This window comes from Streptomyces sp. NBC_00568 (assembly GCF_026341855.1).
Lineage (GTDB): Bacteria > Actinomycetota > Actinomycetes > Streptomycetales > Streptomycetaceae > Streptomyces.
In genome coordinates, this window is the sequence record NZ_JAPENW010000001.1 from 6,759,096 (window position 1) to 6,780,244 (window position 21,149).

Sequence of the window (21,149 nt, forward strand, 5' to 3'; positions counted from 1 at the left end):
CGTCGACCGGGGCAGGGCGCGCCGAACACGACGGGCGAAGGGGAACCGTCCCTCAGCGCCCAGCACTCGGCCCGGTGAGTTCGAAGACGCCGTAGCCGAATCCCTGCGCGTCGATGACGTCGTCGGCGACACGGACGCTGGCGCCTTCCAGAGGGCGGGCGTCGGTGGCGCCGTCGTAGCGGCAACTCGCCTGCTCACGGCGTGGATTGATCACGACGAGGTAGCGGCCGCCCCGCACGTACACGAACGGGTACCCGGCGTGCACCACCTCCACCGAACCGCCCGGCCCCAGCTCGGGGGCGCTGGTGCGCAGGGCGACGAGGCGGCGTACGAGATGCAGGAGCGAGGTGTCGTCGGCCAGTTGGGCGGCGACCGTCGGGCGGTCCGGGGACGGGTCGATGGGGAGGTAGAGGCGGTCGGCGGGGGCGGTGGAGAAGCCGGCGTTGGGGCTGTCGTCCCACTGCATCGGCGTGCGGGAACCCGCGCGGTTGTAGCGAGGCCCCAGCACGCTGCCCTCCTTCTCGGGCAGTCCCGGAAGGTAACGCATGCCGATCTCGTCGCCGTAGTAGATCGCCGGAAGGGTCGGCCAGGTCATCTGAAAGGCGAACGCGGCGGGGAGCTGAGCGGCCGTGCGGGGGCCGCAGTTGAGGCGGGAGAAGTCGTGGTTGGAGGTGGGGAGCGCGATGAATCCGTCCTCGCCGAGCGCGGACACCGCCCGGCTCCACGCGTCCACGAAGGGGCGCGGGGAGCCCCGGCCCTCGGCGTCGAAGAAGCAGTCGAGCGGATCCCAGGCCTCGTTGACCGTGCCCTCGCCGTTGCTCCACAGCGAGCGCAGGGCGAGTCCGTCGGTGGGCCCGCCGAACTGGAGGAAGAAGTCCGTGTGGAACCCCGCGGGGACGGACACCTCGGGGTCGCCCCACTCCGAGAGCAGCACGGCGTCCGGATGCGCGCCGTCCAGCCAGTGGCGCAACTCCGTCCAGATCGCGGCCGTCTCCTTCTTGTCCGGGTCGTCCTTCACCAGCGAGGCGGCCATGTCCACGCGGAAGCCCGACAGACCGAGGCCCAGCCAGTGGTCCATCACGGAGCGCAGCGCGGCACGGTTGGCACGCGGGCCCTCCGCGTCGACCGGACCGCGCCACGGCTCGTCCGGATGCGTGCGCGCGTAACCGAAGTTGAGGGCGGGCTGAAAGGCGAAGAAGTTCGGCAGATACGCCCCCGGTCGGGTTCCGGGGGAGGGGACGAAGCCGTCCGGGACGCCCTCGGGCGCCCAGATGTACCGGTCGTCGGCCGGATCGTCCATCGCGGCCCGGAACCACGGGTGCTGGTCGGAGGTGTGACCCGCCACGAGGTCGAGGAGTACGCGGATGCCGCGGCGGCCGGCCTCGACCACGAGGCGGGCGAGGTCGTCGGACGAGCCGTATCGGGGTGCGACGTCCAGGTAGTCGGCGACGTCGTATCCGGCGTCGCCGAACGGTGACACGAAGCACGGGTTGAGCCACACGGTGTTCACGCCCAGCCACGCGAGGTGGTCGAGGCGCTCGGCGATTCCGTCGAAGTCGCCGATGCCGTCGCCGTTCGAGTCGGCGAACGACTGCGGATAGATCTGGTAGAAGACGGCGTCGGCCAGCCAGGCGGGGGCGGGGCGGAACGAGGTCATGCCGGGGACGATAGATCAGCGCACCCGGCGCCCGCTGCCCCTAAGCTCGGCCAGATGTTCACGCCGCAAGGTCCCACCCTCCGCGAACTGGCCGTGCAGGGCCTCTCGTCCATCGAACACGGTTACGACCTGCTCGCCCCCAAGTTCGATCACACGCCGTTCCGGACCCCGGACGCGATCCTCGACGCGGTCGGACGGGCCCTCGCGCCGATGGGACCGTTCACCGCGGGACTCGACCTCTGCTGCGGCACCGGCGCGGGCATGGAGATCCTGCGGGAACTGTGCCGGGAGAGCGTCACCGGCGTCGACATCAGCACGGGCATGCTGACGGTCGGCCGCGAGCGGCTCGACACCGATGCCGACGGTCCATCGTCCCTGGTGAGGACGCGCGAGGGCGGCTCACCGTCCTCGGCGGAGGCGCGTGATGACGGGCCGCAGCCGGTCGCCCCGGCGCGGGGAGGCAGGTCGCCGTCCGTCGCTCCGGCGCCGGGAGGCAGGTCGGAGTCAGTCGCTCCGGCGCGGGGCGGCACGCTGCCGTCCGTCGCCTCCGTCCGGGGGGCCGGGTCACCGTCCGTGCCCCGGGTTCGCGGCGACGGCGGCCCGTCGGTCGCCTGGGTGCGCGGTGACGCCCGCGCCCTTCCCTTCGGGCCCGCGTTCGACCTGGTCGTGAGCTTCGGCGCCTTCGGGCACTTCCTGCCGCGCGAGCTGCCTGGCCTGTTCGCCGGGGTCCACGCCGTACTGCGCCCCGGCGGACGCTTCGCGTTCCCGATCATGGCTCCGCCGCGGCCCACCTCGCCGTGGTACTGGGCCCTGCTGGGCTTCGACACGGTGATGCGGGTGCGCAATGCCGTCCGGCGTCCGACCTTCGTCATGTACTACCGCGCGTTCCGGCTCGGTGACGTGGAGCGGGAACTGGATCGGGCAGGCTTCCGGACGGAACTTCACGCGCTGCCCGAGTTCGGCCGCCGACGGGACGGCAGCCCGCGGGCCCGGATGGTCGTGGCCACACGCGAGGACACCTCGGTGAGGTCCTCCGGCGCCGTATGACGGGGCCGGTTCGGGAAGGCTTCCCTGTCGGCCCTGTCGGCCCTGTCGGCCCTGTCGGCCCTGTCGGCCCTGTCGGCCCTGTCGGCCCTGTCGGCCCTGTCGGCCCTGTCGGGCGGGCGAGGGCCGTCTGCCGGGGCCGGGTCGCCCTTCCCGGCATCCGGAGGGCAGACGGCCTCCGCCGCACACGGTCCCGAGTGCCCGGGCGGCCTCCCGAGCACTGACGAGTCCTCCGGGCCCGCGGACCCGGAGGACTCTCCTACCTCGGCGGACGTCGGCCCACGCCCCCCGCCGGCGGACTCGCCGAGGCCGGTCACGGCGTCCGGGTGGGCCGCGTCGACCGTCAGGCGCGGATGAAGTCGAGCAGATCGGCGTTGAAGGCCTGCTCGAACGCGCCCACCAGGCCGTGCGGGGCGCCCGGGTACACCTTCAGCGTCGCGTCCTTGACCAGCTGAGCCGTCTTCAGCGCGGCGGCGCCGATCGGCACGATCTGGTCGTCGTCGCCGTGCGCGATGAGCGTCGGGACGTCGATCTTGGCGAGGTCCTCGGTGAAGTCGGTCTCCGAGAACTGCTTGATGCAGTCGTACGCCGCCTTCAGCCCGGCCTGCATGCTCTGCAGCCAGAACTCGTCGCGCTTGCCCTGCGAGACCGTGGCACCCTCGCGGTTGGCGCCGTAGAACGGTGTGGCCAGCTCCTGGTAGAACTGCGAGCGGTCCGCCTCGACCCCGGCGCGTATGCCGTCGAAGGCGTCGATGGGCGTGCCCTCCGGGTTGGTGTCCGACTTCAGCATGACCGGGGGAACCGCGCCCAGCAGGACCGCCTTGGCGACCCGCCCGGTGCCGTGCCGGCCGATGTAGCGGGCCACCTCACCGCCGCCCGTGGAGTGCCCGACCAGGATCACGTCGTCGAGGCCGAGCGACTCGATGAGCTCGGCGAGGTCGTCGGCGTACTGGTCCATGGTGTTGCCCCGCCACGTCTGCGCCGAACGGCCGTGCCCGCGGCGGTCGTGCGCGATACCGCGGAAGCCGTTCTCGGCGACCAGCCGCAGCTGACCCTCCCAGGCGTCCGCGTTGAGCGGCCAGCCGTGGCTGAAGACGACCGGCTGCCCACTGCCCAGGTCCTTGTAGAAGATGTCGGTGCCGTCGGAGGTCGTGAACGTGCTCATGGGTTGTTCCCTTTCGAAAGATGGCGCGATGGCGCGATGGTGCGGTGCGGCGTGCGGGCGCCGCACGGTTGAGGTGGTGGTCAGACGAAACGGCGGACGAACTCCAGTGCCGTGTCGGCGACTTCCTTCCAGCCGTGGTCGATGGTCAGCGCGTGGCCGCGGTTCTTGATCTCGGCGATCTCGGTGACGCCGGGGTTGCGCTGCTGCTTCTTGTACGACGCGTTGGCGATGGCCCACGGCACGGTGTGGTCCTTCTCGCCCGAGATGATCAGCAGGGGTCCTCGGTCGGCGTTCTCGGTGTCGACCTTGACCTCGGTCCAGGGGTTGAAGTTGGCCGTGGCCGCCTGGAAGAGCGGGGCGCCCGGCGCGGGCACGGCGAAGGTGTCGTACAGCTCCTTGGCCTCCTCCTCCCCGACCGCGTTGGCGAAGCCGTAGCGGAACTGCTCGAAGGTGAGCGGGACGGCCCGGTTCCGGTTCGCCGGGTTGCCGAGCACGGGCGCGGCGGAGCGCAGGGACGAGATCGGGAGGGGCAGGACGCCCCGGAACGGAGCCGGGTCGATCGCCACCGAGACGGCGGACCGGCCGCGGCCGGCCAGGATCTGGGTGAGGAGGCCGCCGAAGGAGTGGCCGACGACGGCGGGCTTCTTCTCGAGGCCGCCGATGAGGCTCTCCAGGTGGTCGGCGACCTGACCGACCGTCTTGCCGGCGAAGACCTCGGGATGGGCCTTGGCCTCCTCGACCGTGTCGGGGTCGTCGGGCCAGGACAGCGAGACCGGAGCGAATCCGGCCTGCTCGAAGTGGGTCGCCCACCGGTCCCAGCTGCTGGGCAGCAGCCACAGACCGTGGACGAAGACGACCGGTGTCCGGCCCGTCGCGTTGGCCCGCTCGATCTGCTGTGCGTCGTTGGAGGTCATGTCTCGACGCTAGACGCGAACAGCCCCGCTGGGATCGGTCAGATGACTGCATTCCAGCTCCGGACGGGTGGGTGACCCCGGGCGAAGTCCCCACCCCTCCCGTCGTGTTCGCCGTCTCGACCGTGTTTCGTCACCCGGGGTTCACTCGGCCGCCGGAAGCGTGAACTCGTAGACGAGGGCGTCCTGTTGCGCGTCCACGGTCAGGTCGGTGATCTCCAGAGGCCGGTCGTACTGGTCGTGCACGCGGCGGGTGACCCGTACCGACTGCGGGAGCCGGGTGATCGCGTCCCGGTGATGCAGGGTCAGACCCGCCTTGCGCATCCAGTCGTAGGCCCGTGACAGCTGAGCCGACGCGTGGCCGTCCGCGCGGTCGCGGTAGCGGGCGAGTTCCTCGACCTCGGTCACCGCGATCGCGGAGAAGGACGTCACGGCCGTGCGCAGCCCGCTGCCGTCGGCGGCGGCCGACTCGTAGCGGTGGACCAGTGTCGCCCGCCGCGGGGCGAGTCCGAGGGCCTCGGCGTGCTCCGGTGGGGGAGTCTCCCAGGTCACGGAGGTCCGTTGGCGGGCGCACGGTTCACTGGTGTGCGCCCCGACGGGGAAGTCGAGGGAGGGGACGGGCTCCGCGCCGGTGGCGGGCAGCGTCGCATGGCTGCCGCGCCGGTCGGTGGAGACCCGACCGCCGCGTCGCAGCATCTGCAGCGCCTGTCGTACGGTCTCCCGGCTGACGCCGAAACGGCCGGCCAACTCGCGCTCTCCCGGCAGGCGTTCGCCGGGAGGGATGGTTCCGTCGCGCAGCTCGCCGAGCAGTTGTACGGCGATCCGCGCGTAGAGCGGTTCGTGGTCGGATGAAGGGGTGGTGCGGGCCATGTCCGCTCCTGCGTGGTGACTAGACGTAGCCGTGCGGGCTCATTGCGCCACCACATCTAGCATTGGTCTAAACCACCAGGAAAGGGCGTTCGGAGACTTCGGCCGAATTCAACCCGCGTCCGGGGCGGTCGCGTTGTGCTCACGGAGGGCGCTGTACAGGGCGTCGACGAGCGCCATCTTCCTTGGGTCGTCTGCGATGTGCGGGCCCATGCGGTTCATCACGTACCCCAGCGAGACCCCCGCTTCCGGGTCGGCGAGACCGCAGGAGCCGCCGAACCCGTCGTGTCCGAAAGCCCTGGGGTTGGGTCCGTACGATCCGTTGACCCCGCTCAGCCACAGCCCGAGTCCGACCTCCGTCTCACTCGCGAACCCGGCGCCCAGCACCAGGTCGCGGCAACGGCCCTGCCCTTCGCGCACTCGCTCGGCCGCCTCCGGGGACAGTACGCGCCGGGAGCCGTAGGTGCCCTTCAGTGCGAGGATCCCGTACAACGCGGCGACCGCGCGCGCCGTTCCGTGGCCATTGGCGGCCGGTATCTCGGCGGCCCGCCAACGCGGTGTGTTCGCCTCGGCGGCACCGACCGACGGGTTGGCGAGCGCCGCCAGCGCCGCGGGCGCCAACTCGGCGAAGACCGCGGCCTGTTCGCTGCTCGATGCGGCAGGAGGGTGGACGAGCTCGGCCGCCCTCGCGGCCTCCTTCTCCGGCAGCCCGATGGTGAAGTCGATCCCGAGCGGCCCGGTCACCTCCCGCTCCAGGAACGCGCCCGGCAACAGCCCCGACACCCGGCGCACCAGCTCGCCGACCAGGTGCCCGAACGTCAGCGCGTGATAGCCGGACCGGGTCCCCGGCTCCCACCAGGGCTCCTGCTCCGCGAGACGCCGGACGGTCAACTCCCAGTCGCAGAGCTGTGCGAAGGTGTGCGGCTCACGCAGCCCGGACAGCCCTGCCCGGTGGGACAGCAGATGTCGTACGAGTACGCCCGCCTTGCCCGCCGCCGCGAACTCCGGCCAGTACGCGGCCACCGGGGCGTCGAGATCGAGCAGTCCCTGGTCGGCCAGGATGTGCGCGCACAACGCCGTCGGCCCCTTCGAGGTCGACCACACATTGACCAGCGTCTCCCGCTCCCACGGGCGGGTGCGGGCCGCGTCGGCCCAGCCGCCCCACAGGTCGACCACCGTCTCCCCGCCGAGCGTGACGCACACCGCCGCGCCCAGTTCCCCGCGGTCGCGGAAGTTCTCCTCGAACGCGTCGCGAACCGCCGCGAAGCGCGGGTCGCAATGGCCTTCTGCCAGGGGGGTCTGCTGGGTCATGGGCCCTCCGTGATGCGTCCGCGGGTGGTGGGATGAGGCCGGGCCCGTTGAACATACCGACTGGTCGGACCGGAGGGAAGCGGTGGGACGACAACGCGCCGTTCCGCCGCCGTAGGCGTCCAGGCGTCCGCCGCCCGCATGGTTCCCCACTGGGCGAGGCCATCGGAGACAACCGTGCCTGGTGGGGCCCCGAGCGCCGCACGGACTGTCATAGGCGGGTGAGAGTCTGGGTCGGTGCTGATAGAGGGATTCGAGAACGCCCCTGTTGTCGCGGGGGAGGACCTGCTGGCATTGCCGGGGTTCTGGGCGGCCTACCTGATGTGGCTGAGCCAGACAGCGGACTACGACCCCGTTCCGGAGTGGTTCGGTGTCGACGGGGCCGATGCCGACGCGGCCTGGGACGCGCTGAGCCACGAGGACCGATGGCCCGTCTTCCGGATCCCGTTCGCGGGCGGTCACACCGCGATGGTCCTCGGCTGCAACATTCCCGAGGATCCGGGAACGGAGTACTTCATCACCCACCCCGGATGGGGACGGCACGGCCATCTGACCACCGTCGGCGGCCACCACGCCGGCCCCGGACTCTCCTGGCGAGAGCTCCACCACATCGCCCGCACGCCCGACCTCGACGCCCCGGGAGTCCACGCCGAACACGCACGCCTGCTCCTGCTGCTGCCCACGCTCGGGGACCAGGACACGCCCGAGGACGCCGTGGACATACTCGGCGACGCGTTGGCGCAGGCGGGCCTTCCCGCGACGGAGGCGCGGGGTACCGCGGAAGCGCTTCTCGCGGACCACCCCCTGTGGGAGCCGGCTGAATGGACGCTTTCTGGCGCCTCCCCGCTCTCAGGAGGACAGGATCCCTTGCCCTTTGAGGGAATCCTCCACTGCGACGGTCCCCTGAGTCCCCGGTTCGGTACCCGCCTCGCCCAGGGCATCACCCGAGAGCAGAGCGACCGGCTGGCCCACGCACTCGGCACCTGGCCCGCCGCATGAACAGCCCACCCACGGGACAAACGCCGGGCGGGCCTGCGAACGACACCGACGGACGCAGTGCTCGTTCGTCTCGGGGGCGGCAGCCGACCGAGAAGGTCGGATGCCTGCCACGCAGTCAACGGAGAGCTGGCCCTCGCCGTCTCCGCCCGCCCGCTGCTGGAGGTGGCTGACGGGAGGACCCGCGCGTGCAGCGGGCGACCCGAACTGCCCCGTAGCGTGCCGGTGCTCACTACTGTCGTGCCATGACGCCTGCTGACGAATGGCCCGACTTTCCCGAAGGGCTCGACCCCGAAAGCGTGTCATTTCGGGAAGCCCGGTGCACGTGGCACGGCAGGACGTGTGCGGAGCCGCCCGTCAAGGTCGTGCGCACCCGTGATGGAGCGCGGTGGGCAGCTTGCGCAAGGGCCGTGCGTACGATCGCTGCCGAACGCGGCGCTCAGACCGACGGGTGAGCCGCCGAGGTCTCGCGGTCCTTGATCCAGGTACGGCTGGTGCCGACCATCGATGAGCGCGATGCGCGATGGCCATCGTCCTCGGTCCACCAGTGGACGCCGTCGGGGGCAGTCCCTGGCCGTGCCGCCCTACGCTGCACAGCAACCGGATGGCGATTGGCACCGAGCGGTCTGCAGCCAGGTCTGCAGCCAGGTCTGCATCCAGGTCTGCATCCAGGTCGGCGGACCGGGCACGCCTTGCCGGGCATCGGCCGCACTCGAATCGCAGTGAGGGCGGTCAGTCACCTGCGCTGCCGGGTTGGCTTTGGTCCGGCCTGCGAGTCCACAGCGAAATGTCGCTGCTCGTCGCGACGGCGATGGTCTGCCCGGAGGGCGAGAAGCCGACAGCCCGGAGTTCGGAGTAGGTGGAGTGGAAGATGTGCCACCACCGTTCCCCGTGGGGGCCGGAGTGGGGCAGGCCGCCGTCGCCGGAGAGCAGGACACGGTCATTCGGCCAGGCCGGGGTGACGACCTCCAGGGTCCAACCGTCCGCGGTGGTGGTGTGAAGTCCTCCGCCGAAAAGCCCCGCGATGCGCACACGAATCCCGCTGATCGGCCCCAGTCCGGGGCAGGACAGGTCGGCGACCGCGTCGGGGGTGCTGTCCTCGGGGTCGGGGTCGCGGTCCCTGGCGATCCTCTCCCCGGTGACGGCGTCGAAGAGGCCGTGCCCGTCGTGCGAGACGACCATCACCAGATCGCGGCCGTCCTCGGGACAAGACGCGAAGCCGATCCCGAGGAGCCCGCCGACGGGGACGAAGGCAACGGGCCTCCAGGGTTCGGGTGCAGGTACCACGGGAGCCGCGAGGAGCCGTTCCCGCAACGCCTGTTGGTACGCGGAGAGCTCTGGCTCAGGAAATGGCTGCTCGACCGGAGGTGCTTTCTTCGTCCACTTCGTCACAGCTCCATGATCCACACTTCGGCACGCCTGCCCAACGGAGTTGACGCAGAGCTGCTTCCAGTCGTGGGTCCCTGCAAGCGGTGGCCAAGACCGCGTTCGGCCCCTGACCGACCTGGAGGTGGCGGTCCCTCCGCTCCGTGGCGCCGTACTGCTACTACGTCAAGGGGTGAGAGGACCACGGACCTTCGCCGGGGGATCGCGTATCTTGGCCGTCGTCGAGGAAGGAAACCGACTTCATGGAGTTTGTCTTTTCCGGCCGAGTGATCGAATGGCGCGGACCGTCGCCGTACTACTTCGTTCGTGTGCCGGACGAGGAGGCCGCCGACATCCGCGAGGTGGCCGCGATCGCCACCTACGGCTGGGGCGTGATCCCGGTCGAGGCTCGGATCGGCGAGGTCGCCTTCCAGACCTCGCTCTTCCCCAAGGACAGCGGCTACCTGCTGCCGCTCAAGGTCGCCGTGCGCAAGCCGAGCGGCCTTTCGGCAGGGGACGACGTGACGGTGACGATGACCGTCCGTCTCCACGAACCCCAAACCCGCTAGGCTCCCCGGCCCCGGTCCCGGCCCGGCACCAGCGACCGGGCGGGGCCTGAATCTGTCGACCGGGATGCTCTCGCGGTTGGGTCTACTCGGTGCCGCTGCCGCCGAACGTCCACACGGCGCGGCTGCCCGGGCCGACGACGAGCTTCGAGTGACCGATCCGTTCCACCCGACGGTCCTTCACGGGCCGGTTGAGCGACAGTTCGATCCGCTTCAGGCCCGCATCCGCGCGCGCCACGGCGTCGAACCTAAGCGTGGTGCTGCCACGCTCCGCGACGACGCCACCGTCCGGCACGGTCCGGACGGCGAACCCGCCGGCGCGCAGCAGCGGCACGGTGTCGGCGAGGTCGCCTTCGGTGACCGCGATGTGAACGGAGGTCACGTCACGCATCAGATGAGTGCGGTAGTCGTCGGACAGGTAGCGCTCCCGGCCGACGTCACCCGGGAAGCTCGCCGGCTCGGTGTTGCCGCGCGGGTCGGCGAAGTACTCCGGCCGGTACTCCATCGCCCAGGCTCCGAAGGCGTCGTACTCGGTGGTGGTGAGGATGGCGTCGAACCACGGAACGGGGACGCCGTCACCGAAGTCACGCGTCTGAAGGAACTCGACGGGGTCGGCGACGCCCTCGTCCTTCAGCCGCTCCGTGACCGTCGCCAAGTCTCCGGCCCGCTCGGTCGAGAGGCCCAGCCCGGCGGAGCCGAGGGTGCCGTCCTGGCCGGCGATGTCACCGACCCCGAACAACTCGACGTAGGTCTCGCGGCCCATCAGATAGCGACCGGTCCAGGTCTGTCCGTCGGTACCGGTAGTGGTGCGGACCTGGAAGTTGGCGAAGTCCCGCAGATAGTCGGAGTGCTCGATGGCGTCGGCGGTCTCCCGGTCGAGGACACCGTAGGAGTGGTTGTAGAACAGCAACTGCCGATCGTGCGACGACCGGCTCTCCTCGGCCTGCGCCGTCCCCACGCCACCCCCGATCGCACCGGTGAGGGCCACAGCGAGCACGATGATCATCCGTAATGTGCGGCGAATCAACATGCGAGGGATCGTAGGACGGGGAGCGCCCAGCCGCTGTTCTTTTCGAACCGGGCTGAAACGACGACGTCTTGCCTCCGACGAGGCGTGGCTCGCCGCTGACTTTGAACATGGCTTCGGTGCGGGTGCGGGTGCGGGTGCGGGTGCGGGTGCGGCTCCGCGGGAACTGGGGCTGTCGGCGCCACGCGTTCGGGCGGGAAGTGTCACCCATCCGCCAAGCCCTCGTCGAGGCGGGCGCCGATGCCCCCGCGAGTAGCTCCCCTGTGCGTCGCCGCGTCCGGCCGTCTTCGCTGCCCCGGAGACACGACTGACGATCTTGGCAGGCATCATGGGGGTCCGACGCTGGAGGGGTGCCGCCCATGAGACTGGTCTCTGACTCGAGGTACAGCGAGGTGGTTCTCTCCGCCTCGCTGGAAGAGTTGACCTTGCTGGCAAGCATGGTGGCCCACGGTGAGGGGCTGCTCGGCTCCACCCTTTCGCCGGGCGACAACGACCTGGCCGGGGTCGAGGTCAAAAGTACTTCCGGCCCCGGCGTCCTCATCCACAGGGACGCCGAGCGGCAGATCCTCGTGATCAGCGGTGACTTCGCCGACAGGGCAGTACTCGCGGAGAATCTGAGGGGCTTGGCCAGTGCCGAGGACGGCGGTCATCTCCACATCGACTACTTCCCCGGGCACTTCTACCTCGCCGAAGGGTCACTGCCCTTGGTGGTCAACAGCCCGCACGGAGGCATGCCGGCCCGGTGAGCGGGCAGTTGGCCGCGGCGTTCAGGGATCTGAGAGACAGGAGGTGGCTGCACCGCCGTTACGAGCGCAAGGCGGAACACTTCCTGGCCTTCGCCGGGATCGCCGCGGTGCTCATATGCGTCCGGCGCTTCTCGCGGCAGACGTGAAGCAGCGGGCTGCCGCTACGGGACGTTCCAGGCGGCGATGAAGGGCTGCTCGTTCTCGGTGGCCAGGAAGCTGAGAGTGCCTGGATGTGGGTGGCCGAGCAGTCGGCCGGCGGACGCGTCGAGGCCGAGCCAGCGCACGGTGAGCACGCGTGCCAGATGACCGTGGGCGACAACGGCGACGTCACCCTCGTCCAACAGCGGCCGGATCCGGTCCAGCACCGCGTCCGTGCGCGCGGCCACCTGTTGGAGTTGCTCGCCAGGATGGGCGGCGTCGCCGGGAATGACGCCGTCCCGCCACAGGTCCCAGCCCGGCCTCGTCTCCTGGATCTGCACCGCGGTCAGACCTTCATAGCCGCCGTAGTCCCACTCCATCAGGTCGGAATCGGGTCTGACACCGGTCAGGCCCGCCAACTCGGCCGTCCGCACAGCGCGGCTCAGCGGGCTGCTGAACACGGCGACCAGATGGCGTCGGGCAAGCCTCGGAGCGAGCGACTCGGCTGCGGCCTCGCCCGCGTCGGTAAGCGGAATGTCGGTGCGGCCGGCGTGCTGGCCCGACAGGCTCCATTCGGTCTGGCCGTGCCTGATCAGTATCAGTTCACCCATGGCTGCGCACGATATCTGATCACTCGGCATGGCTGGACACTTCGTCACCTGCGCCCTCAACTGCTGCACCGGACGCACCGAACGAGATGACGTCCAGGTCTGTGGACGCGGCTTGATGACTCATGTCAGGCCGTGCTCACAGACCTTTGGAGGTGTGTTGTCCGACGCGTTCGGTCTACATGCCGCGTTCTGGGCCATGACTGACGCGTGGGTGCTCACCGGGCGCCGTGGGTGGGTACTCCAGCAGCACAGGGCCGGGGTGGAACGCCGTGCTTTCGTATCCGGCCATGTCCTGTCCGATCAGGAAACGGCAGAGCCACTCGGCGAACTGCATCGAATGGCCGGCCCAGTCTCCGTCCTCGCAGGCAACGCAGATACCGCCGGGGAAGCCGTGGGCCTTGGGTGCCAGGAAGATGACGTCTCCCCGGTCCGTGGCAGCCAGCGGAATCAGGCCTTGCCGGGTGCCGAAGGCAATTTCCCGCAGCCCGCAGATCAGGCGACTTTGGGACCACGCCCGGGAGGCGTGCTCACCGCTGCAAAGTCCCGTTCCTGACACACGACCGGGAGATTCATGTCAAGCCACATCCGTGGCCCATCCAGGAGCGGTGCGCTGGGCGCTGGTACGCGCAGGGCGGTTGGTGCTCTTGGCCGCTCGATCGAGATGCAGTGGCTATGGCGGAAACAGCCATTCCATCGCGGCAAGGCTCTTGTCGACGTACTTGCCTTGTTCCGTCTCTATGCCGTGTGCGAGGTCCTCGAAGACACTGCACCTGGCATAGAACACGGCGCGCTCGCTGAGGGCCGCGAGGTCGTTGGCGTCGGTTCGATAGCTGCGGATCGCGGCGCGGGTAGCGGCAGGGCCGAGATCGCGGTAGAGCAGCCCGAAGTCGTAGGCCGGGTCGACGACGGCTGCATCGCTCCAGTCGATGATGCCGGTCACCGTCCACGTGACCGGGTCGATGAGAACGTGTTCGATCCCCAGATCGTTGTGGGAGAACGTCGGGGTGCATCCATCGTGCGGTGGTGCGGCATCCAGGAACGCCTCGACGGGCCGGCGGTGCGCCTCCGGTACCTGCCCGGCTACCGTCGCATAGTTCGCCGTGGCCTCATGTCGCCACTCGGTCAGCGGCTGGTGGTCCGCGTCCACCAGATCGGCCAGCCGTTCGATCGGAACGGCATGCAGCGCGGTGAGCAGCTCGCCGAGCGTGGCGGCGATCGACGTGCCGTGGGCCGATCGCTGGTGCCGCGGCATATCCAACAGTGGCTCGCCGGGGAGCTTGTGGTAAGCCAGACATCCCTGCTCCGCGACCGTGAACGCCGGTTCGGGGACCGGCAGCGGCGAGACATCGGCGACGGCAGCAAGCACGCGGGCCTCGTGGCCCACCAGGACGGCCCGCCGCGCCAGGTCGGGCTCCTTACTGAAGCGCACGATCAGCTCACCGTTGACCTCGTACGCCAGGTTGTCCAGGCCCTCGCCGAGCGGCACAACGGAGTCGATCTGATAGTCGAGCATGTGCGCAACCACGACGCTGCGGACGTCTGCGACGCGGTCGCGGCTGCGACTGGTCATTTGCCGACCCTATCCTCGATCGCATGAGGCAAGCGGTGGTCACCGCGCGGCCGACCTGGTCGACCGCGCGGTCGGAGAACCGAACGCTGGTCGTGTTCTCGGACGCAAAGGATTGGCGGATATACGCGGCGAGTTCGTCCCGGCCTCGGTGCGGCCACTTGAACGGGACGGACCGGTGGACGGACGCGTCCGCGTGCAGTTCCAGGTCGCCTCGATGTCATGGGTCCCGCCGGCCCCTCCCGCGCTCACATCCGTATGAAGCGTCGTGTCGCCCGTCGTGCCCGTCGTCGGTGTCAGAGGCGGGCGGGCAGCCAGCGCAGTTGCTCTGCCTGCTGGTAGGGGCCGCCGCCCTCGTGGTCGTTGAAGTCGTACACCTCGATCTGCTTCTCCTCGTGGGCCCAGGCGTTGAACGCCGCGAAGACCGTCGACGGCGGGCAGGTCTGGTCTTCCAGGGCCGCCGAGAACAGGGCGGGCGCCCGGCCGCGCGCGGCGAAGTGGACCCCGTCGAAGTAGGAGAGGGTGCGCAGCACCTGTCCGGTGCGGCCGCGGTGGGTCTTGAGGTAGCTGCCGATCTCCCGGTAGGGGGTACGGTCCGTGATCGTCGTGGCGCGCGGGAAGTCGCACAGGAACGGCACGTCGGGGGCGATCGCCGCCAGGTCGGGCACCAGGCCGCCCACCGCGATGGTGATGCCGCCGCCCTGGCTCCCGCCCAGTGCCGCGACGCGCCCTGAGTCGACGAGGGGATGCGAGCGAGCCGCCTCCACCGCGCGCACCCCGTCCGTGAACAGGCGCCGGTAGTAGTAGTTCTCGGGCTCCTCGATCCCTCGCGTCATGAAGCCGGGGAAGGCGGGCGCGCTGCCCACCGGGTCCGGGGTCTCGCCGCCGCCCCAGGCGCTCGCCTGGCCGCGTGTGTCCATCACGAAGTGCGCGAACCCGGCCGACGCCCACAGCAGATGCGTGTGCGGGAGCCCGCGCCCGCCGCCGTACCCGATGAACTCGACGACCGTGGGCAGCGGCGAGTTCGCCCACGCCGGCACTGTCAGCCAGCCCTTCACCGGATGGCCGCCGAACCCGGCGAACGTGACGTCGTGGACCGAGACCGTCTTCAGCGGGGTCTCGAACGGCTCGAAGCGGGCGGAGAGCTCGTGCTCCCGGGCCTCCTGGAGCGTCTTCGCCCAGAAGGCGTCGAAGTCCTCGGGCTCGGTGGACGCGCTGCGGTAGGTGCGGAGTTCGTCGAGCGGGAGGTCGAACAGGGCCATCAAGGACCACCTTTCGGCATACGGCGTGCGGTGATCACACCGTACGTGCGCCCTCGAGAGCCCGTCACGCCTTCTCCAGGAAGCCGACCAGGCAGCACGGCAGCACGGCAGCCAGGCAGCCAGCCAGGCAGCCAGGCAGGCAGCCAGGCAGGCAGGCAGGCAGGCAGGCAGCCAGGCAGGCAGGCGGCCAGCCGGCCCGGCAGTCCGTAGCCCGCAGCCCGCACCCCGCGCAGAACGCAGTCCGTATCCAGCTGCCCTTTGCTGGCCCGCAGCCCGCAGCCCGCAGCCCGCAGCCCGCAGCCCGCAGCCCGCAGTCAGCAGCCCGCTGCCCCTGGCGACGGGCGCACAACTCGCCTGCGCCCGTCGGGCCGTGCGCCCGGTCCAGCCGTGGGCCGAGTCCAGCCGTGGGCCGAGTCCAGCCGACGGTTCCACTCGCGCCCGGTCCCGCACCCCGGGCCGGAAGGCCGCTCGCACCGACTCCGGCGCCGCGCGACTGATCCCCGCCCGCCGTGGAACCCCGCGCAGCACTGCATCGGCGAACAGGAGACATCAGCCATGAACTCCGGCACCGGCACCATCACCGCGGGAATCGACGGCTCGCGCGCGAGCCTGGACGCCGCCGACTGGGCGGCTCGCGAGGCCGGCCGGCGGCGTCTCCCGCTGCGTCTGCTGCACGCGGACACCCGGCACCGCGTACCCGCGCGTGTTCCGGACGTCGACGTACCCGCCGGGTGCACCAGGTCGGCGCTCGACCGGGCGGCCGTCCAACTGTCCTACGCGCACCCGGCGTTGGACATCGCCGGGCGGGACACCGAGACACCCGCGGTACCCGCGCTGCTCGCGGCGGCCGGCGAGTCCGAGACCCTGGTCCTCGGCTCCCGCGGCCGTACCGGCCATACCGCCTTGGCCGGCTTCCTGCCCGGCTCGGTCGCCCTGGCGGTCGCGGCCGCCGCCGCGTGTCCGGTCGTCCTCGTCCACGCGGGCGAACTCCCGGAGGACGAAAGGGAGTCCACCCTCGGCGGCACGCCGCCGAGCGCCGCGCCCTACCTCCCCGTGGTCCTCGGCCTCGACTTGGAGTACCCCGCCGACGACTTGATCGGCTACGCCTTCGACGCCGCAGCGGTCCGCTCGGCACCGCTCCTCGTGGTGCACGCCTGGACCCCGCCCGCGTACGACCGTCGCGCGCCCGCCGTCCCGTCCGACGGCGACGCGCACGACCAGGAAGCCACCCGGCGACGTGCCCTGACCGGCACACTGCGGTCCTGGCGCCACAAGTTCCCGGAGACCCCGGTCTCGGAACAGGTCGTCCACGGCCACCCCGGAGACCATCTGCTGAAAGCGTCCACCGGCGCGGGTCTGCTGGTCGTCGGCCGCCGCGCGGGCGAGCGCCTGGGCCGCGCCGCGCGGACTGTCATCCAGCAGGTGACATGTCCGGTCGCTGTGGTGCCGCACGGCTGACGCCGCTCCGGTGGCGCTCGGTGGCACCGGGCGGCTCCCGCGCCCCACGTCGGCTCACGTCGACTCACGGGCACAGGTCGCCCGACGGGCCCGAGGCCGGTCGTCCCGGCCGTCCGCACCTACGGGAACACGCCCTAGCCGAACCGCTCGATCCGGATCCGGTCCACCGGCTGCCCCGCCTCCACCAGCAGCCGCGAGGCGTGCTCGGCGAATCCGTTGGAACCGCAGACGTAGGCCTCCCACCCACCGGGCGGCTGCTCGGCCAGGAGCGGCGCCACATGTGCGGCGGCCATACGTCCGACCCGCACACCCTCCGGGGCACTCCGTGTGAAGACCGCTGTGGTCTCCTCGCCGTACTCCGCCGCGTAGATGAGCTCTTCGGGGCTCCGCGCGGAGACGAGAAGCCGCACCGGTACGTCCAGGGCCTGCGCGCGGTGGTGACGCAGCATCGACATCAGCGGGACGACACCGGAGCCGGCGCCGACGAGGAGTGCGGGCCGGTCCCCGGGCCAGGCGAAGAAGCCGCTGAGCGGGCCGCGCACCTCGACGGAGTCGCCGGGCCGGGCCACGGTGTGGAACCAGCCGGAGACCTCGCCGCCGTCGACGTGGTCCAGGGTCAGTTCGATGTGACCGGTGTCGTCGGGTGAGGACGCGATGGAGTAGTGGCGCTGCGCCACATACCCGTCCCCGGCGGTCAGCCGCAGCATCAGATGCTGGCCGGGCAGATGCCCCTCCCAGGCGGGCACGGCGAATCGGAAGGTCGCCGCGTGCGGGGTCTCGCGGCGGACGTCGGTGAGGGTGGCGGTCTGCCAGGTGGTGGCCGTTCGGGTGTTCACGGCGATCCGTCCGGGCACGGCGAACCGTGTCGGCGGTACGAAGGTCGCTGTCGTCGTCGCTGTCACCTGGTGGCCTCCCGCATCCTGTTCGTTCCCGTCCCTGTCCCTGTCCCCGTCCCGGTCTCCGTCTGTGATTCCGTCCCGGTCCCCGTCCGTGATTCCATCCCCGTCCCTGTCCTGCACCCGGCCTCGGCCCCCGTCCCCGGACCCTTCCGCGAGGTGTTGTCCGTCCTCGGGATCGTCTCAGTCACCGGAGTAGCGCTGCTCTTCCCAGGGGTTGCCGCGGGCGTGGTAGCCGTTCTGCTCCCAGAAGCCCGGCTCGTCGTGGTCGAGGATCCGGATGCCCGCGATCCACTTGGCGCTCTTCCAGAAGTACAGGTGCGGCACGATCAGCCGTGCGGGGCCGCCGTGTTCGGCGGGCAGCGGTTTGCCGTCGTATTCCCACACGATCCAGGCATGGCCGCCGGTGAGGTCGGCCAGCGGGAGGTTCGCGGTGTACCCGGTGTGCGCGTACGCGACCGCGTGGGTGGCGGCCGGGTCCGGTCGTACGGCCTCCAGGAACGCGTCCAGCGACACGCCCCCGAACCGCACCCCGAACTTCGACCAGCTCGTCACGCAGTGGATGTCTCCCTCGTACGCCGAGGGAGGCATCGCGTGTGCCTCGTCCCAGTCCCAGGTGCGCGGCTCGGCCACCAGGCCGTCGATCCGCAGGGTCCAGTCGGCTGGGGCCAGGTCCGGGGTGACCTCGGCGGACAGGACGGGCCAGTCGTCGCCGGCGTCGTACTGGCCGGGCGGCAGTCCGGGGTCGTGGGCGCGCGGGCGCCCCGTGAAGCCTCGCGTGACGTTCATACGGGTGGTGCCTCCAGGACCGGCGGGGACGACGGCCCGCGGATCGAGCGTGATCGGCGCGCACCCACGGGTCGGTCTCGCGGGTGCGCACCGGTGCTTAACCATTCAACCGTACGCGTAGACGGACCGTTCTCCGAGCCCGTGCGGAGCGCTGATCATTGCGGCCGTATGAACTCTTCCGGCGCCCGGGAATAGTCGCGCCGCGATCTTCCTTGCTGCTGATGCCGACTCCGGTGGCCCGTACACGCACAGCCGGTGAGCGGGGCCGCGACGACCGGTGACGACAGCGAAGGAGAGTGAGGGACCAGATGCCCAAGGCGTACGTCTTCACAGGGTTCGGGGGTCCGGAGACCGAGGCCCTGGTGGAGCGGGACCGCCCGAGCCCCGGCCCCGGCGAGGTCCTCGTCGCGGTGCGCGCGGCCGGTGTGAACCCCGTCGACTGGAAGCAGCGCACCGGCCACCGCCGCCCGGGCGGTCCCCGGCGTTCGTTGCCCGCCGTGTTCGGCAACGAGGTCGCCGGGGTCGTCGTGGAGACCGGCACCGGGGTGACCGGCCTGGCCGTCGGGGACGAGGTCTTCGGGAACCCGGTGGACGGCGGATACGCCGAGTACGCCGTGCTGCCCGTCGCCGTCACGGCGCACAAGCCCGCCGGGCTGTCGTTCGCGGACGCAGCGGCCCTGCCCGTCGCGGCGGCGACGGCGTACGACGGAATCCGTCAGCTCGGCCTGCCCGAGGGCGCGACCCTGCTGATCACCGGCGCGGGCGGCGGAGTCGGGGTCGCCGCCGTCCAGATCGCGCGGGCCTCCGGGCTGCGGGTCGTCGGGGTCGCGAGCGACGGCAAGAAGGACTTCGTCGAGTCGCTCGGAGCCGTGCACGTCCCGTCGGGGCCGGGCCTGGAGGATCGGCTGCGCGCGGCGGCGCCGACCGGGGTGGACGCCGTGTTCGACCTCGTCGGGGGAGAGGTGCTGGAGGCCGCGGCGACGCTGCTGGCCGACCGTACGAAGCTGATCACCGCCGCCGACCGCGAGACAGTGGCGAAGCTGGGCGGCGCGGGCGTCGAGCGAGCCCGTACGGCCGCCGTGCTCGACGAGGTGGGCCGGCTCGCCGCCGAGGGCAGGCTGCGCCCCTTCGTGACCCGGACGTTCCCGCTCGACCGCGCCGCCGAGGCGCTGCGCACCGTCGAGGACGGGCACGCCCGCGGCAAGATCGTGATCGAGGTGACCGCATGAGCGCCCATCCGCTGGACAACCCGGCCCTCGGCTCGCTCACCGGGCCTCACGCCCACTTCGCCGAACGCCGTGGACGCGTCCTGCGCTACCCCGTGGACGTGTCCCCCTGGCTGGCGCTGCCGGACGATCCCGGCGCCGAGGACTGGGCGGATCTGGCCGCCCTGGTGGGGCCCGGCGGCGAGGCTCCGCTGGCCGGGTTCGGCGGGCGGACCCCGGACGGCTGGGAGGTGACCTTCAGCATCGAAGGCGTCCAGCTCGTCGACGACGGACTCGCCGCGGCGCCGGACGCCGAGGCGGTGCCGCTCGGCCCCGCCGACGTGCCGGAGATGCTCGACCTGGTGGAACGGACCCAGCCCGGTCCCTTCCTGTCGCGCACCGTCGAGCTCGGCACGTATCTGGGGATCCGCCGGGACGGCGTCCTCATCGCCATGGCGGGGGAGCGGCTCCATCCGCCGGGCTGGACCGAGATCAGCGCGGTCTGCACCGACTCCGCCCACCGGGGCGAGGGCCTGGCCAGTCGCCTGATCCTGGCTGTCGCGCACGGCATCCGGGAACGCGGCGAGACCCCGTTCCTGCACACCAGCGCGGGCAACACCAACGCCATCCGCCTCTACGAGTCCCTCGGGTTCACGCTGCGCCGCGGGACCCGCTTCATGGCCGCGCGGGTGCCCGAGCACCTGGGTGACGAGCGGACCGTGGGTGTGGGATGAGACCGCGCAGCTGAGCTCGCGGCCGGCCGCGGGGATGTTCCTGCCGCGGGGATGTTCCTTCAGTCCCTCGGCGACCTGCCGTCCGGAGTCACCGCGGTGGTGCCCGTGGCGTTGTAGCGCATGAGATACGAGGCGAAGCGGGCGAGGTCCTCCTCGGACCAGCCCGTGAGCCGCTCGCGGAACGCCACACGGCGGCTGCGGGTCACCTGGGCGAGGATCTCCGTGCCCGCCTCCGTCAGATGCAGCACCTGGACGCGGTGGTCCTCTGGGTCCATCCGGCGTTCGATCAGTCCGGCCCGCTCCAGCGCCGCCACCTGACGGCTCACCGTGGACTTGTCCAGCGCGTAGTGCGCGGCGAGGTCCGTGGCGCGGCAGCCGCCCTTCTCCTCCAGATGGCCGAGGAGCGTGTACGAGACCAGGGACAGCTCGGGATGCATGCGTCCCGCCGAGGCGCGGGCCCGCCGCGCGAACACCGTCATCTCCCGCTGGATGGTCTCCACGGAGGCGTCGGCCGTCGTGCCGTCCGCCGTTCCGGCCTCACCGGCCCCTTCGGACGTCATCGCGGGACCTCCCTTCGCCACCCTGGTTGCATAATACAACTCGCCGGCGCGGGGAGAGTCGCGCATGCCGGCCGAGGGGGACGCGACGATCACCGGCCCCGGGCTCACCGGCCCCGGGCTCACCCGCGCGCGCGACGGCCCGCGCGCCGGGGCCTCGCGCCGCGCATCGGCTCCCGCGACGGAGGCCGCGGCGGCCCGTCGCCGACTGATCGTTCCTGTAAAGTGGCCGTCCCGGCCGTGGACTGTCTCGGCCGATGAGTTGCCGAGGAGGTGAGAC

General features: G+C 71.2%; 22 protein-coding genes. 8 read left to right on the forward strand and 14 right to left on the reverse strand.

Annotated features, from left to right (window positions below; all coding sequences use genetic code 11):
- Positions 1–52 precede the first annotated feature (52 nt).
- Positions 53–1,657 (reverse strand): alpha-amylase family glycosyl hydrolase, encoded by a 1,605-nt coding sequence (locus OOK38_RS29435; RefSeq protein WP_266848943.1) that lies wholly within the window; start codon positions 1,655–1,657, stop codon positions 53–55.
- 54 nt (positions 1,658–1,711) lie between these two features.
- On the opposite strand from OOK38_RS29435, the gene OOK38_RS29440 reads away from it, so the two are divergent.
- Positions 1,712–2,704 (forward strand): class I SAM-dependent methyltransferase, encoded by a 993-nt coding sequence (locus tag OOK38_RS29440; RefSeq protein WP_266755621.1) that lies wholly within the window; start codon positions 1,712–1,714, stop codon positions 2,702–2,704.
- Between the two features lie 340 nt (positions 2,705–3,044).
- Here OOK38_RS29440 and OOK38_RS29445 read toward each other — a convergent pair whose 3' ends face one another.
- The 4 genes from OOK38_RS29445 to OOK38_RS29460 all read right to left on the reverse strand — a co-directional run bounded on the left by OOK38_RS29445 (position 3,045) and on the right by OOK38_RS29460 (position 6,955).
- On the reverse strand, positions 3,045–3,866 hold the full coding sequence (locus tag OOK38_RS29445; RefSeq protein WP_266755620.1) for an alpha/beta fold hydrolase: 822 nt from the start codon (positions 3,864–3,866) through the stop codon (positions 3,045–3,047).
- An 80-nt stretch (positions 3,867–3,946) separates the two neighbouring features.
- Entirely contained in the window at positions 3,947–4,780 is an 834-nt protein-coding gene (locus OOK38_RS29450; protein WP_266755618.1) for an alpha/beta hydrolase, read from the reverse strand.
- Positions 4,781–4,921: 141 nt separating this feature from the next.
- Positions 4,922–5,647, reverse strand: a complete 726-nt coding sequence (locus tag OOK38_RS29455) for a GntR family transcriptional regulator (protein WP_266755617.1) — start codon at positions 5,645–5,647, stop codon at positions 4,922–4,924.
- A 108-nt stretch (positions 5,648–5,755) separates the two neighbouring features.
- A complete protein-coding gene (locus OOK38_RS29460; protein ID WP_266755615.1) occupies positions 5,756–6,955 on the reverse strand; it encodes a serine hydrolase domain-containing protein in 1,200 nt (399 codons plus the stop codon).
- 234 nt (positions 6,956–7,189) lie between these two features.
- Here OOK38_RS29460 and OOK38_RS29465 point away from each other — a divergent pair, with 234 nt between their 5' ends.
- Complete coding sequence (locus OOK38_RS29465; protein WP_266755613.1) at positions 7,190–7,951, forward strand: hypothetical protein; 762 nt, start codon at positions 7,190–7,192, stop codon at positions 7,949–7,951.
- A gap of 729 nt (positions 7,952–8,680) precedes the next feature.
- Here the strand turns inward: OOK38_RS29465 and OOK38_RS29470 are convergent.
- Positions 8,681–9,340 carry a hypothetical protein gene (locus OOK38_RS29470; protein ID WP_266755612.1) on the reverse strand — a complete coding sequence of 220 codons (660 nt, stop codon included), beginning with the start codon at positions 9,338–9,340 and terminating at the stop codon, positions 8,681–8,683.
- A 236-nt stretch (positions 9,341–9,576) separates the two neighbouring features.
- Between OOK38_RS29470 and OOK38_RS29475 the strand changes: the two genes are divergently transcribed.
- Entirely contained in the window at positions 9,577–9,882 is a 306-nt protein-coding gene (locus OOK38_RS29475; protein WP_266755610.1) for a DUF1905 domain-containing protein, read from the forward strand.
- 82 nt (positions 9,883–9,964) lie between these two features.
- Here OOK38_RS29475 and OOK38_RS29480 read toward each other — a convergent pair whose 3' ends face one another.
- A complete protein-coding gene (locus OOK38_RS29480; RefSeq protein WP_266755608.1) occupies positions 9,965–10,885 on the reverse strand; it encodes a DUF5829 family protein in 921 nt (306 codons plus the stop codon).
- 380 nt (positions 10,886–11,265) lie between these two features.
- Between OOK38_RS29480 and OOK38_RS29485 the strand changes: the two genes are divergently transcribed.
- Both OOK38_RS29485 and OOK38_RS29490 read left to right on the forward strand, forming a co-directional pair.
- The gene (locus tag OOK38_RS29485) at positions 11,266–11,652 is read left to right on the forward strand and encodes a hypothetical protein (RefSeq protein WP_266755606.1); all 387 of its coding nucleotides are present in this window, start codon (positions 11,266–11,268) and stop codon (positions 11,650–11,652) included.
- Positions 11,649–11,798 carry a hypothetical protein gene (locus tag OOK38_RS29490; protein WP_266755604.1) on the forward strand — a complete coding sequence of 50 codons (150 nt, stop codon included), beginning with the start codon at positions 11,649–11,651 and terminating at the stop codon, positions 11,796–11,798. The genes OOK38_RS29485 and OOK38_RS29490 overlap by 4 nt, the downstream gene beginning before the upstream one ends.
- Positions 11,799–11,813: 15 nt before the next feature.
- Here the strand turns inward: OOK38_RS29490 and OOK38_RS29495 are convergent, their stop codons facing one another.
- From OOK38_RS29495 to OOK38_RS29510, 4 genes are all read right to left on the reverse strand, one after another.
- Positions 11,814–12,401: a histidine phosphatase family protein gene (locus OOK38_RS29495; RefSeq protein ID WP_266755602.1), complete on the reverse strand. Its 588-nt coding sequence runs from the start codon at positions 12,399–12,401 to the stop codon at positions 11,814–11,816.
- Positions 12,402–12,576: 175 nt separating this feature from the next.
- Complete coding sequence (locus OOK38_RS29500) at positions 12,577–12,957, reverse strand: hypothetical protein (protein WP_266848944.1); 381 nt, start codon at positions 12,955–12,957, stop codon at positions 12,577–12,579.
- 114 nt (positions 12,958–13,071) lie between these two features.
- A complete protein-coding gene (locus OOK38_RS29505) occupies positions 13,072–13,971 on the reverse strand; it encodes a phosphotransferase family protein (RefSeq protein WP_266755600.1) in 900 nt (299 codons plus the stop codon).
- Positions 13,972–14,264: 293 nt separating this feature from the next.
- Positions 14,265–15,230, reverse strand: a complete 966-nt coding sequence (locus OOK38_RS29510) for an acetylxylan esterase (RefSeq protein WP_266755598.1) — start codon at positions 15,228–15,230, stop codon at positions 14,265–14,267.
- Positions 15,231–15,785: 555 nt separating this feature from the next.
- Between OOK38_RS29510 and OOK38_RS29515 the strand changes: the two genes are divergently transcribed.
- Positions 15,786–16,688 carry a universal stress protein gene (locus OOK38_RS29515; protein ID WP_266755595.1) on the forward strand — a complete coding sequence of 301 codons (903 nt, stop codon included), beginning with the start codon at positions 15,786–15,788 and terminating at the stop codon, positions 16,686–16,688.
- Positions 16,689–16,822: 134 nt separating this feature from the next.
- Here OOK38_RS29515 and OOK38_RS29520 read toward each other — a convergent pair whose 3' ends face one another.
- Together OOK38_RS29520 and OOK38_RS29525 are read right to left on the reverse strand one after the other, a co-directional pair.
- Entirely contained in the window at positions 16,823–17,590 is a 768-nt protein-coding gene (locus OOK38_RS29520) for a ferredoxin reductase (RefSeq protein ID WP_266755594.1), read from the reverse strand.
- 177 nt (positions 17,591–17,767) lie between these two features.
- Entirely contained in the window at positions 17,768–18,373 is a 606-nt protein-coding gene (locus OOK38_RS29525; protein ID WP_266755593.1) for a sulfite oxidase-like oxidoreductase, read from the reverse strand.
- A 308-nt stretch (positions 18,374–18,681) separates the two neighbouring features.
- Here OOK38_RS29525 and OOK38_RS29530 point away from each other — a divergent pair, with 308 nt between their 5' ends.
- Both OOK38_RS29530 and OOK38_RS29535 read left to right on the forward strand, forming a co-directional pair.
- Complete coding sequence (locus OOK38_RS29530) at positions 18,682–19,602, forward strand: NADP-dependent oxidoreductase (RefSeq protein ID WP_266755591.1); 921 nt, start codon at positions 18,682–18,684, stop codon at positions 19,600–19,602.
- On the forward strand, positions 19,599–20,312 hold the full coding sequence (locus OOK38_RS29535) for a GNAT family N-acetyltransferase (protein WP_266755589.1): 714 nt from the start codon (positions 19,599–19,601) through the stop codon (positions 20,310–20,312). The genes OOK38_RS29530 and OOK38_RS29535 overlap by 4 nt, the downstream gene beginning before the upstream one ends.
- A gap of 59 nt (positions 20,313–20,371) precedes the next feature.
- On the opposite strand, the gene OOK38_RS29540 is transcribed toward OOK38_RS29535, so the two are convergent.
- Positions 20,372–20,872 carry a MarR family winged helix-turn-helix transcriptional regulator gene (locus OOK38_RS29540; RefSeq protein ID WP_266755587.1) on the reverse strand — a complete coding sequence of 167 codons (501 nt, stop codon included), beginning with the start codon at positions 20,870–20,872 and terminating at the stop codon, positions 20,372–20,374.
- Positions 20,873–21,149 lie beyond the last annotated feature (277 nt).